12 protein-coding genes are annotated in these 13,849 nt (G+C 71.8%); 2 read left to right on the top strand and 10 right to left on the bottom strand.

The genetic code is table 11. From position 1 onward, the window contains the following. Positions 1-2: 2 nt before the first annotated feature. Together PUR53_RS06795 and PUR53_RS06790 are read right to left on the bottom strand one after the other, a co-directional pair. Complete coding sequence (locus PUR53_RS06795) at positions 3-1,661, bottom strand: IclR family transcriptional regulator domain-containing protein (protein ID WP_329907734.1); 1,659 nt, start codon at positions 1,659-1,661, stop codon at positions 3-5. Positions 1,662-1,961: 300 nt separating this feature from the next. Then, positions 1,962-2,948, bottom strand: coding sequence for a LacI family DNA-binding transcriptional regulator (locus PUR53_RS06790; RefSeq protein ID WP_329896497.1), 987 nt, complete (start codon positions 2,946-2,948; stop codon positions 1,962-1,964). Positions 2,949-3,459: 511 nt separating this feature from the next. Between PUR53_RS06790 and PUR53_RS06785 the strand changes: the two genes are divergently transcribed. Both PUR53_RS06785 and PUR53_RS06780 read left to right on the top strand, forming a co-directional pair. Further along, positions 3,460-4,047, top strand: coding sequence for a hypothetical protein (locus tag PUR53_RS06785; RefSeq protein WP_329896496.1), 588 nt, complete (start codon positions 3,460-3,462; stop codon positions 4,045-4,047). Positions 4,048-4,381: 334 nt separating this feature from the next. Next, positions 4,382-5,062 carry a class I SAM-dependent methyltransferase gene (locus tag PUR53_RS06780; RefSeq protein ID WP_329907719.1) on the top strand — a complete coding sequence of 227 codons (681 nt, stop codon included), beginning with the start codon at positions 4,382-4,384 and terminating at the stop codon, positions 5,060-5,062. Between the two features lie 34 nt (positions 5,063-5,096). Here the strand turns inward: PUR53_RS06780 and PUR53_RS06775 are convergent, their stop codons facing one another. The 8 genes from PUR53_RS06775 to PUR53_RS06740 all read right to left on the bottom strand — a co-directional run bounded on the left by PUR53_RS06775 (position 5,097) and on the right by PUR53_RS06740 (position 13,812). Then, entirely contained in the window at positions 5,097-5,627 is a 531-nt protein-coding gene (locus PUR53_RS06775; RefSeq protein ID WP_329896494.1) for a shikimate kinase, read from the bottom strand. Next, the gene (gene aroC / locus PUR53_RS06770; protein WP_329896522.1) at positions 5,624-6,808 is read right to left on the bottom strand and encodes a chorismate synthase; all 1,185 of its coding nucleotides are present in this window, start codon (positions 6,806-6,808) and stop codon (positions 5,624-5,626) included. Before aroC ends, PUR53_RS06775 begins: the two co-directional genes overlap by 4 nt. Before the next feature lie 8 nt (positions 6,809-6,816). Beyond that, positions 6,817-8,079 (bottom strand): 3-phosphoshikimate 1-carboxyvinyltransferase, encoded by a 1,263-nt coding sequence (gene aroA, locus PUR53_RS06765; RefSeq protein ID WP_329907733.1) that lies wholly within the window; start codon positions 8,077-8,079, stop codon positions 6,817-6,819. Positions 8,080-8,294: 215 nt separating this feature from the next. Further along, positions 8,295-9,473: a prephenate dehydrogenase gene (locus tag PUR53_RS06760; protein WP_329907731.1), complete on the bottom strand. Its 1,179-nt coding sequence runs from the start codon at positions 9,471-9,473 to the stop codon at positions 8,295-8,297. Then, complete coding sequence (gene aroH, locus PUR53_RS06755; protein ID WP_329896493.1) at positions 9,473-9,853, bottom strand: chorismate mutase; 381 nt, start codon at positions 9,851-9,853, stop codon at positions 9,473-9,475. Before aroH ends, PUR53_RS06760 begins: the two co-directional genes overlap by 1 nt. A 33-nt stretch (positions 9,854-9,886) precedes the next feature. Then, positions 9,887-11,272, bottom strand: a complete 1,386-nt coding sequence (locus PUR53_RS06750) for a class II 3-deoxy-7-phosphoheptulonate synthase (RefSeq protein ID WP_329896492.1) — start codon at positions 11,270-11,272, stop codon at positions 9,887-9,889. Between the two features lie 105 nt (positions 11,273-11,377). After that, on the bottom strand, positions 11,378-12,190 hold the full coding sequence (locus PUR53_RS06745; protein WP_443080267.1) for a class II aldolase/adducin family protein: 813 nt from the start codon (positions 12,188-12,190) through the stop codon (positions 11,378-11,380). Between the two features lie 86 nt (positions 12,191-12,276). Continuing rightward, positions 12,277-13,812: an FAD/NAD(P)-binding protein gene (locus tag PUR53_RS06740; RefSeq protein WP_329896490.1), complete on the bottom strand. Its 1,536-nt coding sequence runs from the start codon at positions 13,810-13,812 to the stop codon at positions 12,277-12,279. Between the last annotated feature and the right edge of the window lie 37 nt (positions 13,813-13,849).

Genomic DNA, 13,849 nt, shown 5'->3' with positions numbered 1-13,849 from the left:
GCTCACGCCGGGGAGACGCGTGCGAAGCGCCCCGCGACAGACAGATCCGCCTCGACGCGGGCGGCGGTGTCGCGCAGGTCGGGGAGGACCTCGGCCAGGCACTGCTCGGGGGTCCGCCGGGCGGTGTGCATCGCCACGCTCACCGCCGCGACGACCCGGCCCGTACGGTCGCGCACCGGGACCGCGAGGGACCGCAGCCCCTCCTCCAGTTCCTCGTCCACCAGCGCGTAGCCCGCCCGGTGGACCTGCTCCAGGATCGCCGTCAGATCGGCCGGGTCCGTGGTCGTGCGCGCGGTGAGCCTGCGCGGGTTGAGCGTGCGTTCGCCAGGTGGGAGGTCCGCGAGGATGACGCGGCCCACCGAGGTCGCGGCCGCCGGGAGACGGGTGCCCACCGTGACGCTCGCGCTCATGATCCGGCTGATGGGGACGTGGGCCGTGAACTGGATGTCCTCGCCGACGAGCACCGCCAACGCCGTCGAGTCATGGATCCGTCCGGTGAGGTCGGCGAGATGCGGCTGGGCGATGCGCGACAGGGTCGTACGGGACAGCGGAGGGAAGCCGAGCGCGAGGACGCGCGGGGTCGGGCTGAACGTGCGGTCGCGTGCGGTGAGGTAACCGAGGTGCTCCAGGGTGATCAGGGCCCGGCGCGCGGTGGCCCGTGCCAGTCCGGTGGCCTGCGCCACCTCGCTGAGTGTCAGTGCGGCCCGGCCCTCCTCGAAGGCGGTCAGCACGGTCAGCCCCCGGGCGAGCGACTCGATGAAGTCCTGTCCCAGCTCCTGCTTGGAGGCACCCGTCCACACGGCGAGATCCGAAGGGGTGTGCCGGCCATCGGGCTCGGGGGCTTCCCGCAACTCCCGTTCCATCGCGTCCACGGTCGCCCGCAGCCGCGGCAGCAGCGTGTCGCGGAGCGAGGCCGCCGTGTGCCGACTGGTATGGCTCACGACACTGGCGACACAGGCGATGCCGGCATCCGAGGGGCGTACACCACTCGCCGCCCGCCGTCCGGAGAGCGGGGCGCCGCGCAGGTCCGCGAGACCCCGTACGTCCCGGACCGGCAGGGCGATCGCGACCAGGCCGGGTTCGATGAGCTGGTCGTCCAGGGCCCAGCCCGTCAGGCGTGCCTCGCGGGTGCGCTCCTCGAAGTCCTCGTCGGACGGCCCGTCCGTGCGCGGCGGTACGGCCGGAAACCGGTGGTCGTACGGGTCGGCCGCCCGGCGTTCGCGCCACCGCGCCCACTCCGGCTCCTCCCACTCGGTCGCGAACAGCGGTCCGGGCGCGGTTCGTTCGGAGGGCAGGAGGTCGCCGATGCGGAAGCTCAGCGACATCGCCCGGCGGCGGGTGGCCTGGTGGATGAAGCGGATGCCGTCGCCGTCGCCCACCGCGAGGGACACCGACTCGTCGAGTTCGTCCGCGAGGGCGTCGGCGTGGGCGTCGAGCAGGCGGGGCAGCCGCAGCGCAGAGAGGTAGGCGTTGCCCAGTTCCATGAGCCGTGGGGCGAGGACCGCGTCCCTGCCGTCCAGACGCAGGTAGCCCATGTGGGCGAGGGTCGCGGTGATCCGGTCCACCGTGGAGCGGGCCAGCCCGGTGGCGCGCTCCAGCCCGCTCAGGCTCAGCGCTCCGTCCGCCTCGCTGAGGCGCAGCAGTACGCCGATCCCACGCATGAGGGGGGCAACGGCCTCGGCGGGCACGGCGGCCACACGCGCCGCTTCGGCTTCGTCCTGGGTCGCAGAGCCCAGGGTTGCAGAGCCCTGCGTCGCAGAGCTCAGGGTCGCAGAGCCCTGGGGAAGTGTCCTGGTCACGGAGCTGCCCGGAACGGCTTCTGCTGACATGCGCACTCCGATGAGCTCTGCGGACGGGGTCCTCGGAAGGCAACCGTAGTGCGTCGCTGTCGCCGCGTTCCTGCCAGCGGGGCGACCGCCGCGGCCGGGCGCCGCCTCAGCGTCGCCCGGTGAACGGGCGGGTCACGTCGTCCCGCGCACGCGCAGGCTCGGTTCCAGGACGATGGGGGGCGGCAGTTCGCCCGCCAGGAGCCGGTCGACCTGGTGGATGGCCAGCTCGCCCAGTCGGCGCTTGTCGAGGTGGAGGGTCGTCAGGGGCGGGTCGATCAGATCGACGACGCTCAGCCCGTCATAGCCGACGAGTGCGCAGTCGTCCGGTACACGGACGCCGGTCCGGCGGGCGGCCCGCAGCGCGCCGATCGCGACCAGGTCGTTGAAGGCGACCACGGCTGTGAGGTCGGGGTGCGCGGCGTGGAGCGCCTCGAACGCGGCGGCGCCCCCGGCCGGGGACTGCTCACCCATGACGATCCAGCCCTCGTCGACCGGCAGGCCATGGTCGCCGGCGACTTCGAGGAAGGTGCGGCGCCGGACCATCGGGGCACTCAGGCACTCGCAGTCGATCAAACCGATCCGGCGGTGGCCCCGGTCGATGAGGTGCCGCATCCCGGCCCGGATTCCGGTCTCGGTGTCGACGTGGACCAACGCGTGGTGGGACGAGTCCAGTCCGCGATCGACCACGACCAGCGGCACGGTGCCGACGTACGGCTCGAGCTCCGCGTCGGGATGGCTGAGGTAGCCGACGAGAGCGTCCACCTGTTGGCCGAGTGAGCGGAGCAGGGCGAGCTCCCGGGAGCGGTCGTTCTCGGCGCTGGCCACGAGCACCTGCCAGTCGCGTTGGTCCGCGGCCGCGATCACTCCGGCCACGAACTCCGGGAAGAAGGGGTTGACCACGTCGGGGACGATGAGCCCGACGGAAACGACGTCCTGGCGGGCCAGCCCGCGGCCGAACCGGCTGGGCCGGTACCGCAGTTGCTTCGCGACATCGAGCACGCGTCGCTGCGTCGCCGGGTCGATCTCCCCCTTGCCGTTGATCGCCCGGGAGACGGTCTGATGGGACACGCCCGCCGCCTGAGCCACGTCGCGGAGCGTGACGCGCTTGGCGGTTCTCACGCCCCGCCCCCGCTGGTCTTCCGTTTCCCGCTGTCCGGCCACGCCGCCCACTCACTTCTGTTCCTGTGCCGCCTTGTGTCCCAGTGAATCAGGTTCCCCGGCCCGCCGCGTCATCGCCGGTGCGGCGGGGGGCGTTGACGGATTCCCGTGCCTGGGCAAGAATTTCGTTACCGGTCACGTTAACGGTAACGGAAGAGCGAAGGAGAGCACAGTGGCTTCAGCAAGGGGCCCCGCACCACATGAGCCGCACCCGATGTTCCGTGGCGTGTTCCGCGCCTGGCACGCGGAGGCGGATGTCTTCTCGGCACTGCCGGACGCACCTGTGCGGCCGGACGATCCGGAGCCTTGGTGGCGTCGGGTGATGGCTCGCCGGCAGCAGCCGAGCATGGCCGTCCGGCCGAGGACGATCAGGCCGTCGGAGTGGGCGAAGTCCCGGTAGAGGGCGGCCAGGTTGTCCGTGATGGCGAAGGGCGCCCCCGGTTCGGCGGGCGGTGGCGGATAGCGTGCGGGCATGACGATGACGGGGAAGCGGCGGGTCCTGTACCGGCAGGGCAGCGGATTCTGGCGAATGACGGCGAAGTGGGTCCTGGTCTTCGGTGTCCTGTACCTGGTGGACGGCGGGTTGATCCGGTCGTGGGGCGACGCTCTGGCCTGGCCGTTGATCGGGATCCTGCTGTGGGTGCCGTTCGGGATCGGCGTCGTCTGGTATCCGAGAAAGGACCAGCGCGTCGAGCTGACGCCCCGTGAACTGCGGGTGCGGCGCAAACGACTGCCGATGGAGAAGGTGAACCTGCTGCACGTGGCGCGGCTGTGGCTGGAGGGGCTGTCAACCGCGGACCACCAACCGGTGCTGGAATGGACACGGTTCGACCGGGTGGTGTGGGTGCCGCTGCGCGACGGCCGGGCGTTCGGCGTGGAGTTCCGCGACCCGGCCGCCTTCGCCAAGGTGTTCGGCGCCTTCGCGGTCGAGGCGTGCGGCGGACCGGACATCGTCCGCGCGAGGGCCGCGACGGAGACCTATCCGAATCCGCGCCCAATACGCCCCCGGCCCACCGACGACACCGGCTCCTGGCCGGACCTCCTGGACATCTTCAACTGACAGCGAATGCGGAAGCCGCCGCTCGGCTGCTCCACAGGGGCCCGCCGCATGGACCCCGCGGTTGCTCTGCGCGGCCGTGGGGGCGTGTGGACTCTCTCGACGGTCTGGACCTGCCCACTGCTCCGGAGCCCTCACGATGGTCGCGCGTCCTGGTGGTGAGCCCTGTTGATGCCGGTCACGGCCAAGGTGATCAGGCACCGAGGCATTCCGGAACGCCTCGCGCGGGCCCTTGCCTCCGGGGCCACGCCGACCATCGGCGAGTTCGCCCACGCTCGTTTTGCCGGACCGGCAACAACAGTGGCCGGTCCGGCACGCGGTGGGCGACGGTGGGCTCATGACCGACAACACAGCAGTAGGACCACCCGCGTTCGAGTCCCTTTCGCCCGCCGGCGGATACACCGGCGACCCGGCGGTGCGGGCGGAGTGGGACAGCCGATACGCCGACCGGCACCAGCTCTGGAGCGGCCGGCCCAACGGTGCACTCGTGGCCGAGACCGCCTCGCTCACCCCCGGACGAGTCCTCGACGTCGGCTGCGGCGAGGGCGCGGACGCGCTCTGGCTCGCACGCCGCGGCTGGGACGTCACCGCGCTCGAGGTGTCGGGCGTGGCGCTGCGACGCGCGGCCGGGCACGCACGGGACGCCGGCCTCGCCATCCACTGGGTGCACGCCGAACTCACCCGGGCAGCCCTCCCGCCGGCCTCCTTCGACCTGGTCTCCGCGCAGTACCCCGCCCTGCTGCGCACTCCCGACGCCGAGGCCGAACACGCCCTGCTCGCGGCCGTCGCGCCGGGCGGTGTGCTGCTGCTCGTCCACCACGCCGGCATGGAGACCCGGCAGGCGGACGACAGCGGCTTCGATCCGGCCGACTACGTCTGGCCGTCGATGGTCGCCGAACTCCTCGACGACGACTGGGAGGTGGAGGTGGACGAGCAACGCCCCCGCGAGGCACCCGACGGCGGAGCCGGCGCCCACCACACGGACGACCTCGTACTCCGCGTACGCCGGCTGCGCTGACACGCCCCTCCGGAAGGGCGCCGACGGGCCGCGCTCACTGCCTCGCCGCTCCCGGGGCCCGCCGTCCCAGTACGTCACCGACCGCCTCGGCGACGTCCTCCGGCGTACGGTCGTCGGTGGTCACCACCGCCCACGCCACCTCCTCGTACAACGCACGGCGCGCTTCCATGAGCGTGTGCCACTGCCCGCGCGGGTCGACCGCCAGCAGAGGGCGCGTGGCGTGCAGGGCGGTGCGTCCGACGGCTGCTTCGACGCTCATCGAGAGGTAGACGACGGGCAGCCCCGTCAGCAGGGCGCGAGTGGCCGGATCGAGGATCGCTCCGCCGCCGAGGGCGAGGACACCGTCGTGCTCGGTGAGCGCTCGGTGTACGGCTTCCCTCTCGAGGACGCGGAAGGCGGCTTCGCCGTCCTCCTCGAAGATGTCCGTGATGCGGCGGCCCTGCGCGGTGACGATGTCCTCGTCCGTGTCCCGGAAGACCGTTCCGAGACGCTCGGCGAGCAGCTGCCCGACCGTGGACTTGCCCACGCCCATCGGACCGACCAGAACGACCAGCGGTGCGCTCACCGGATGGCCAGGGCATCGAGGTAGGAGCGGACATTGCGCCGAGTCTCCGTGCCGCTGTCGCCACCGAACTTCTCCGCCACCGCGTCGGCCAGCACCAGCGCGACCATCGCCTCCGCGACGATCCCCGCCGCCGGCACCGCGCACACATCGGACCGCTGGTGATGTGCCCGAGCCACCTCACGCGTGACCACGTCCACCGTCCGCAGAGCGCGCGGCACGGTCGCGATCGGCTTCATCGCCGCCCGTACCCGCAGCGTCTCACCCGTGCTCAGACCGCCCTCCGTGCCGCCCGCGCGGCCCGACGCCCGACCGATCCCGCCCCCGCGGGCCACGATCTCGTCGTGTGCCTTCGACCCCGGTGTCCGAGCCAGCCCGAAACCATCTCCCACCTCGACCCCCTTGATGGCCTGAATCCCCATCAGGGCGGCCGCCAGCCGGGCATCGAGGCGCCGGTCCCAGTGCACATGCGAGCCCAGACCGACCGGGACGCCATGGGCCAGGACCTCGACCACACCACCCAGCGTGTCACCGTCCCGGTGGGCCTGATCGATGCGCGCCACCATCGCCTTCGACGCGGCGGCGTCCAGGCAGCGGACCGGGTCGGCGTCCAGCCGCTCCACGTCCCCCGGGGTCGGGTGGAGGCCATAGGGGGCTTCTACACCGGCCAGTTCCACCACATGAGAGACGATCTCGACACCCGTCGTCTCCTTCAGGTACGACCGGGCGACGGCACCGAGGGCGACACGGGCCGCGGTCTCCCGCGCCGAAGCACGTTCCAGAACGGGACGCGCCTCGTCAAAACCGTACTTCTGCATGCCGGCCAGGTCCGCGTGGCCGGGGCGGGGGCGGGTCAACGGCGCGTTGCGGCCCAGATCTGCCAGGACCTCCGGATCGACCGGGTCAGCGGCCATGACCTGCTCCCACTTCGGCCATTCGGTGTTGCCGATCATGATCGCGACCGGGGAGCCGAGGGTCAGACCGTGTCGGACGCCGCCGAGAAACGTGACCTCGTCCCGCTCGAACTTCATCCGCGCGCCACGCCCGTACCCCAGCCGCCGCCTCGCCAGATGATCCGCCACCGTCTCCGTGGTGATCGGCACACCGGCGGGCAGCCCCTCCAACGTCGCCACCAGTGCGCGGCCGTGCGACTCCCCCGCGGTCAGCCACCGCAATCTGCTCAGCACGGATCTCACTGCTCCTTCATCGGGTAGGTGGGGAAGAGCCGCTGCATCTCGGTGTGGAAGCCCGGGAAGGTCTTGCTCACGCAGGCCGGGTCGTCGAGGTCGAGCGGGGTGGAGCTGCCGAGCGCCAGCACGGCGAAGGACATGGCGATGCGGTGGTCGCGGTGGCAGGCGATCCGGGCACGCGCCGGGGACCCGGGCCGGACCGTGACATGGTCCGGGCCCTCGTCCACGTCGATGCCGCAGGCGCGCAGGTTCGCCGCCGTCACGCCGATCCGGTCCGACTCCTTCAGCCTCGCGTGCCCGATGCCGGTGATGGTGACGGGCGCGTCGGCGAGCGGGGCGATGGCGGCCAGCGTCATGAAGGTGTCCGAGATCTCGCCCATGTCCACCTCGAACCCTCCGCGCAGCCGTCCCGTGCCGGTGACGGTGACCGTGTCCTCGCCGAGGGTGACATCGGCGCCCGCCATTCCCAGCACCCGCGCGAACCCCACGTCGCCCTGGAGGCTGGCACGGCCCAGGCCGGGGACCGTGACGGTGGTGCCGGTCACGGCCGCCGCGGCTAGGAAATACGAAGCGGTCGACGCGTCCGGTTCGATGGCGAGGTCGGTGGCGGTGTAGTCGCCGGGAACGACCTCGATGCGTTCGGCGGTGGGCTCGTCGACGCGGGCGCCGAAGGCACGCATCAGGGCCAGTGTCATATCGACGTAGGGGCGGCTGACGAGGCGGGGGATGTCGACGGTCAGCGCGCTGCGCATCAGGGGCCCGGCCATGAGCAGCCCGCTGAGGTACTGGCTGCTCTGCCCGGAGTCCAGCTCCAGTCTCCCGCCGTGCAGCCCGTCGCCGCTCACGGTCAGTGGCAGGGCGCCGCCCGGCCCGGTCAGCACCCGGGCGCCCAGGCGGGTGAGCGCCTCGGCCAAGGGGCGCATGGGGCGGGCCCGCAACTGCGCGGACCCGTCGAAGGTGTAGCGGCCGCCCTTGCCCGCCGCCAACGCGAACGGGGGCAGGAAACGGGCGGCGGTGCCGGCGTCCGCGCACCAGAGCTCGGCCCGGTCGGCGAGGTCGCCGGGCCTGCCGGTGACCTTCCAGTGGGTGTCGGCCGGGGCTGCCGACACGTCGACTCCCAGCGTGCGCAAGGCCTCTTTTACAGCGAGGGTGTCGTCACTGACCAGTGGTGCCCGCAGCACGCTCGTGCCGCGGGCGGCAGCGGCCAGCAGCAGCGCCCGGTTGGTGAGGCTCTTCGACCCGGGAACGCGCGCCACCAGGCCCATGCCCTGGGTGCCGTCCGCGGTCGTCCGGCGCGATGCGCCCACGGTTCCTCCTTCGTCGTCGGTGGTCGGAGCCGTCGTGAGTGTCAGGGGCCGTCGTGAGTGGCAGGGGCCGTCGCCGGGATGACCGGGCTGTGGACGGCCGCTGTCCTGGCGTACGGCTGTGATCGTGCCGGAGCCATGGGTCGGGCACCGGCCACCGTCGGCTGCCGGGCCGCTCAGGCCGTACCGGTCACCAGCGGAACCCGGCGCCGCTCGGCCCCGGCCTTCGGCGGGGGCACGACGGCCTGCGGGGTGGGGTCGGCGCGGGGCTGGGGCCGTTGCACCTCCCAGCCGAACTCCGTGAGCCGCCGCGCCATACGGACGGCGGCGGACGCCTCCACGACCAGTTCCACCAGCCCGCTGCGCTCGGCGGGGGAATGGTCGATGGACACCTCCTCGACGTTGACGTCCAAGTCGGCGACGGTCGCCAGCAGTCGAGCCAGCTCGCCTGCCTGGTCCCCGATGAGCACATGCACGGGAGTGCAGCGGGTCGGCTTCTGCCCGTGCTTGCCGGCCACGCGTCCCCGCCCCCTCCTGCCGCGGTCCAGCAGGTCGGAGACGCGCACCATGCCCTCCGCGCGGGCGTCGGCGTCGTCGCCGGCCAGTCCCCGCAGCGCCGCCACCGCCGTGCCGAGATCCACGGCGAGCGCCTCCAGGACGTCCGCGACAGCCCCGGCGTTGCCGTCCAGGATGTCGCCCCACAGCCGAGGGTCGCCCCCGGCGATCCGGGTGACGTCCCGCAGCCCCTGCCCCGCGAGGTGTGACGCGTCGTCCGACATGTGCTCCAGCCGCGCCGCCATCAGGGCGGCGACGAGGTGCGGGGTGTGGGAGACCAGGGCCACCGCGCGGTCGTGGGCGCAACTCTCCATGACCACCGGCACCGCGGCGCACAGCGCCACCACCTCCAGGGCCCGGTTCAGTGTGTCCGTCCCGGTGGCACCGGTGGGGGTGAGCACCCAGGAGCGGCCCTCGAAGAGGGTGGCCGAGGCGGCCAGCGGCCCGGACAGCTCACGTCCGGCCATGGGATGGCCACCGATGTAGCAGGAGGGGTCGGCCAGTTTCAGGGCGTCCTGCTCCGGGCCGGCCTTGACGCTGGCCACATCGGTGTAGCTGCGGGCCAGCCCCTTCGCCTGCTGTGCGGCGAGCACCTCACCGACGCAGCCGGGCGGCACGGCCAGCACGGCGATGTCCACCGGGGCGGCGGGCGGACCGACGGTTCCCGCGCCGAGCGCGGCGGCCGTACGGGCCGCCGACTCGTCCACGTCGAGCAGGTGGACGCCCACTTCCCTGCGGGCCAGGGCGAGCGCCACCGAGGTGCCGATCAGGCCGGTGCCCACGACCGCTGCCGTACGGATCATCGGGTCTCCTCCAGCGCGTCGGCGAGATCGGTGCGCAGCGTCGCGGCACCGCCCAGATAGACGTGTCGCACATCGCACTTGGGCCGGTCGGTCTCCGCGTGCACCAGGATGCGTACGACGCGCGGCAGTGCCCCCTCCACGTCGATCTCCCGGGTGCACAGCAGTGGGGTGTCGGTGATCCCCAGTTCCCGCGCGGCCACTGCGGGGAACTCGCTGCGCAGATCAGGCGTGGCGGTGAACACCACACTGATCAGGTTCCGCCGTTCCAACCCGTTGGCGTCGAGCATCGCCTTCAGCAGGTCCTTGGTGCTCCCCACCAGATGGTTCCTGTCGTCCCGTTCAAGCTGGATCGCGCCGCGTATCGCGCGCACTGTCATCTCACTCTCCAGATCGGCGTTCCCGGTCCGTCTTCAGGCTTCACCGGTCCGCCGTGGAAGGTCCCGGGGCACGACGCGCTCCTGGTACAACTCCGCGACCTGGAACGCGAGGTCGAGCGACTGGTAGCGGTTGAGGCGCGGGTCGCAAGCGGACTCGTAGCGGTGCGCGAGGTCGTCCAGGTGGACCTCGGCACCGCCGCCGAGGCATTCGGTGACGTCCTCGCCGGTCAGTTCGACGTGGATGCCGCCCGGGTGGGTGCCCAGCTCGCGGTGGACCTCGAAGAAGCCGCGTACCTCGTCGAGCACGTCGTCGAAGCTGCGGGTCTTGTGGCCGCTGGGCGCGGTGAAGGTGTTGCCGTGCATGGGGTCGCAGATCCAGGCGATCCGCGCCCCGGACGCCGTGACCTTCTCCACCAGTCCCGGCAGGACGTCGCGGACCCGGTCCGCGCCCATTCTGGCGACGAAGGACAGTCGGCCCGGCTCCCGGTCCGGGTCGAGGCGGTCGATGAGCGCCAGTGCCTCGTCCGCGGTGACGGTCGGCCCGAGCTTCACGGCGATGGGATTGCGGATACTGGCGGCGAACTCGATGTGGGCGCCGTCCAGTTGACGGGTGCGCTCACCGATCCACACCATGTGGCCGGAGACGTCGTACCACTGGCCGGTGCGGGAGTCGCGCCGGGTGAGGGCCGCCTCGTAGTCGAGGATCAGCGCCTCGTGGCTGGAGTAGAACTCGGTGGAACCGAACTCGCGCGGCTGCGCCCCGCACGCCCTGAGGAAGGCGAGCGCCCGGTCGATCTCGCGGGCCAGGCGCTCGTAGCGCTCGCCGACCGGGGAGCTGGCGACGAAGTCCTGGTTCCAGTCGTGCACTTGGCGCAGATCGGCGTAACCGCCGGTGGTGAAGGCTCGGACGATGTTCAGTGTGGCGGCGGAGGCGTGGTACATCCGTCTGAGCCGCTCGGGGTCGGGGGTGCGGCTCTCCGGTGTGAACTCCAGGCCGTTGACCGCGTCGCCGCGGTAGGCGGGGAGCTCCACGCCGTCACGCCGCTCCGTGGGCTGCGAGCGCGGTTTGGAGTACTGGCCGGCGATGCGTCCGACCTTGACCACCGGGAGGGAGGTGGCGTAGGTGAGCACGGCCGCCATCTGCAGCAGGGTCTTGACGTTGTTGCGGACCCTGTCGGCGGAGACGGCGTCGAAGGTCTCCGCGCAATCGCCGCCCTGGAGGAGAAATGCCTCGCCACGTGCGACGGCGGCCAGCCGGGAGCGGAGTTGGTCGCATTCACCGGCGAAGACGAGGGGAGGTGCGGTGGTGAGGTCGTCGAGCACGGCGCCGAGCGCCCGCTCGTCGGGCCAGGTGGGCTGCTGGGCGGCGGGCAGGCTCCGCCAGGCGAGCGGCGGGGCGTCCTGCGATGTGTTGTTCATGGGAGAGGTTCCTTCTTCGTTCCACGAGGGTGTGACGAGGGGGTGAGCCCCGCGGGGCCGGTGTCGGTCCGGGCCGCACAGAACGGTGCCGCGCGGGGCGGCGGCTTACTCGTCCAGCAGGTCGGGCTCCTCGCGGACTATTTCGTCCCACAACAACTGGAAGCTGAACCAGCCGAGTTGGGCGTCGCCGAAGCCCTCGCCCGCCGCCATGGCCTGTTCGTGGGTGAAGGTCTTCGGGGTGCCGGCCGCGAGGGCGAGAAGCTGGACCTGGGCGCAGCTGTCGTAGGTGAAGAACCAGTGCACGGCCTCGTCCAGGGAGCCGCCGACCGTGATCAGGCCGTGGTGGCGTAGCAGGATGGCACGGTTGTCCCCGAGGTTCTCGGCGATGTCGCGGCCCTGCTCCAGAGAGACGGACGGCCCCTCGTAGGCTTCGTACAGGGTCTGCCGTCCGTAGAAGGCGGCCGACTCCTGGTCGATGGGCTCCAGCAGGCGGCCCAGGGCACCGAGGGCGCGGGAGTGCGCGGTGTGGCCGTGTGCCGCGGCGGTCGCGCCGGGGTGGAGGTCGTGAATCTGGGAGTGGATGACGAAGGCACTGGGGTTGACGCGGTGCTTGCCGTGGACCACGCGGCCGTTGGCGTCCACGCAGATCAGGTCGGCCACACGCACGTGCTTGAAGGACACGCCGAAGGGGTTGACCCAGAACTGGTCGGGATGTTCCGGATCACGAACTGAGATATGGCCGGAGATCCCCTCACCGAAGCCGTACTTGCCGAACAGGCGCAGCGCCGCGGCCAGCCGTTGCTTGCGGTGCCGACGGGTCTCCTCCGGGCTGCTGAAGACCGGTTCGCTGGGGATCGGCAGTCCTGTCGCGGTATCGGCGAGGAACTCCGCGGAGGGCTCGGCGGTCTTGTCGGTCATCGTGGTCATGCTGGTTACCTCTCTCTGGACGGGGCCGTGGCGGCGGTACGGAGAAGGGTGGTGCTCCGGCAGTGGTACGGGGCGGCCTAGGCGGGCAGCAGGACGTCCCCGGATCGGGCCGGTTGGGTGTCGCCCGCGTGCTGGAGGATGGCGGCGACGATGTCCTCGGCGCGGTCCACCAGGGAGGGGAGGCCGAAGGTGAAGAAGAGTGATCCCGCCCCGATGGTGCCGAGGCCGTAGAGCCGCGGGTCCTCGACGTCCCCGGTGATGAGCCGACTGGTCGGGCGGGCGAGGTGCAGCCCTCCGTGGGGGTGGAGGCTCGCGGCGCCGGCCCTGGTCAGGGTGGTCACCAGCGGCAGGGCGCCGGTGGGGACGCGGCCCTCGGAGGCGTTGACCGCGTTGATGACCTTGTGCGCCGATAGGGGAGGCGCGTCGGCGGTGAGCATCTCGAAGCCCCCTCCTGAGCGTTCCGCGACCTTCCGCAGTCCGGAGCGGATGCTCAGCTGGCCCGCTTCTTCCAGTTCCAGCAGCACGGAGGCGCTGGCCGGCGGCATGGGGCAGCACAGACTCATGATGGTGCGGTAGTGGGAGCGGAGCAGTTCCGCCCGGTCCTCCTCCCGCAGTTGCGGCCATACGTCGGGGCCGATGTCGGGGACGGCGTGCTGGAGGATGCGCAGTCCCGGGTCCGGTGAGTCCACGGCCGCGAACTGGCGCCGCAGCCGGTCCGCCGGCGCCTCCTTGTCGAGGTCGGTGATCTCGGCGTGGGCCGCGCCGAGGTCCGCACCGGCGTCGCGCAGTTCGGCCGCCACGATCTCCGCGAACTCCCCGAGGGTCATCTCCCGGCCGCTGCGGGCGAGGGCGCGCATCCGCTCCTTGGTGAGGTGGCGCGGCTCGAAGGTGACGGGGCGTTGGCGGACGCCGGGGAGCACGCCTCCACGGGAGAGCAGGGTGATCCGTCCCTGATGGCCCTGCGCGGCCAGAGCGAGGATGATGTCGACGGCCGTGAGGCCGCTGCCGATGACGGCGACGTCCTCCCGTGTGCCGATCTCGCGGAGCCGGTGGGACATCGGGTACGGGTCCGCTATGAACCCCGGTGCGCTGGTGAGCCCGTAGGCGTCCTTGGGGCCGTCGCCGCCCACGCAGAGGACGACGTAGTCGAAGGCGCCGGCGCTGCCGTTGCTCGTGCTCAGGTGGACCTGGTCGTCGGTGCGCCGGGCCGCGGTGACCGCCGCGCCGACGAGGTCGACCCGCCAGCCCTTTCTGCGCAGTTCCCCGAGGGCCGAGTAGGCCGACTGCTCGAGATACTCGCCATAGACGGTGCGCGGTGCGAATCGCGCCCCCGAATAAGGATCCACATTGTCGATATCGTCGACGACGCGCTCTCGCTTCTCCAGCCAGCGTCGGAAGTGGCCGAGGTCGCCCACGCGCACCGACATGTCCTCCGGCGGCGCATTCACCTTGATGGTGTCGATGTCGACCTGATAGGCCCGGCCCCGCCAAAGATTTGGCGAGGGCTCGAACACGGTAATGCTGCCCGCGGGGCTCTGCGCCTGGGCCAGAGCGTCGACGAGGCAGACCGCTGACGCGCCGCCTCCGACCACAGCGATCGATATTCCAGACATGCCTCAGCCACCTATCGAAACCTGGAGGATATGGAGA

Origin of the sequence: Streptomyces sp. SP18BB07 (genome assembly GCF_036322545.1) — a bacterium.
Taxonomy (GTDB): domain Bacteria; phylum Actinomycetota; class Actinomycetes; order Streptomycetales; family Streptomycetaceae; genus Streptomyces; species Streptomyces deccanensis.
Note: the sequence above shows the minus strand (reverse complement) of the source record. Positions and strands in the feature narration are given on the sequence as shown.

Excerpts from the sequence above, each read along its gene's own strand:
- PUR53_RS06795 (WP_329907734.1), bottom strand. The coding sequence starts at position 1,661 with ATGCGTGGGATCGGCGTACTGCTGCGCCTCAGCGAGGCGGACGGAGCG.
- PUR53_RS06785 (WP_329896496.1), top strand. The coding sequence starts at position 3,460 with ATGACGATGACGGGGAAGCGGCGGGTCCTGTACCGGCAGGGCAGCGGA.
- PUR53_RS06780 (WP_329907719.1), top strand. The coding sequence starts at position 4,382 with ATGACCGACAACACAGCAGTAGGACCACCCGCGTTCGAGTCCCTTTCG.
- aroA (WP_329907733.1), bottom strand. The coding sequence starts at position 8,079 with ATGGGCCTGGTGGCGCGCGTTCCCGGGTCGAAGAGCCTCACCAACCGG.
- aroH (WP_329896493.1), bottom strand. The coding sequence starts at position 9,853 with ATGACAGTGCGCGCGATACGCGGCGCGATCCAGCTTGAACGGGACGAC.
- PUR53_RS06750 (WP_329896492.1), bottom strand. The coding sequence starts at position 11,272 with ATGAACAACACATCGCAGGACGCCCCGCCGCTCGCCTGGCGGAGCCTG.
- PUR53_RS06745 (WP_443080267.1), bottom strand. The coding sequence starts at position 12,190 with ATGACCGACAAGACCGCCGAGCCCTCCGCGGAGTTCCTCGCCGATACC.
- PUR53_RS06740 (WP_329896490.1), bottom strand. The coding sequence starts at position 13,812 with ATGTCTGGAATATCGATCGCTGTGGTCGGAGGCGGCGCGTCAGCGGTC.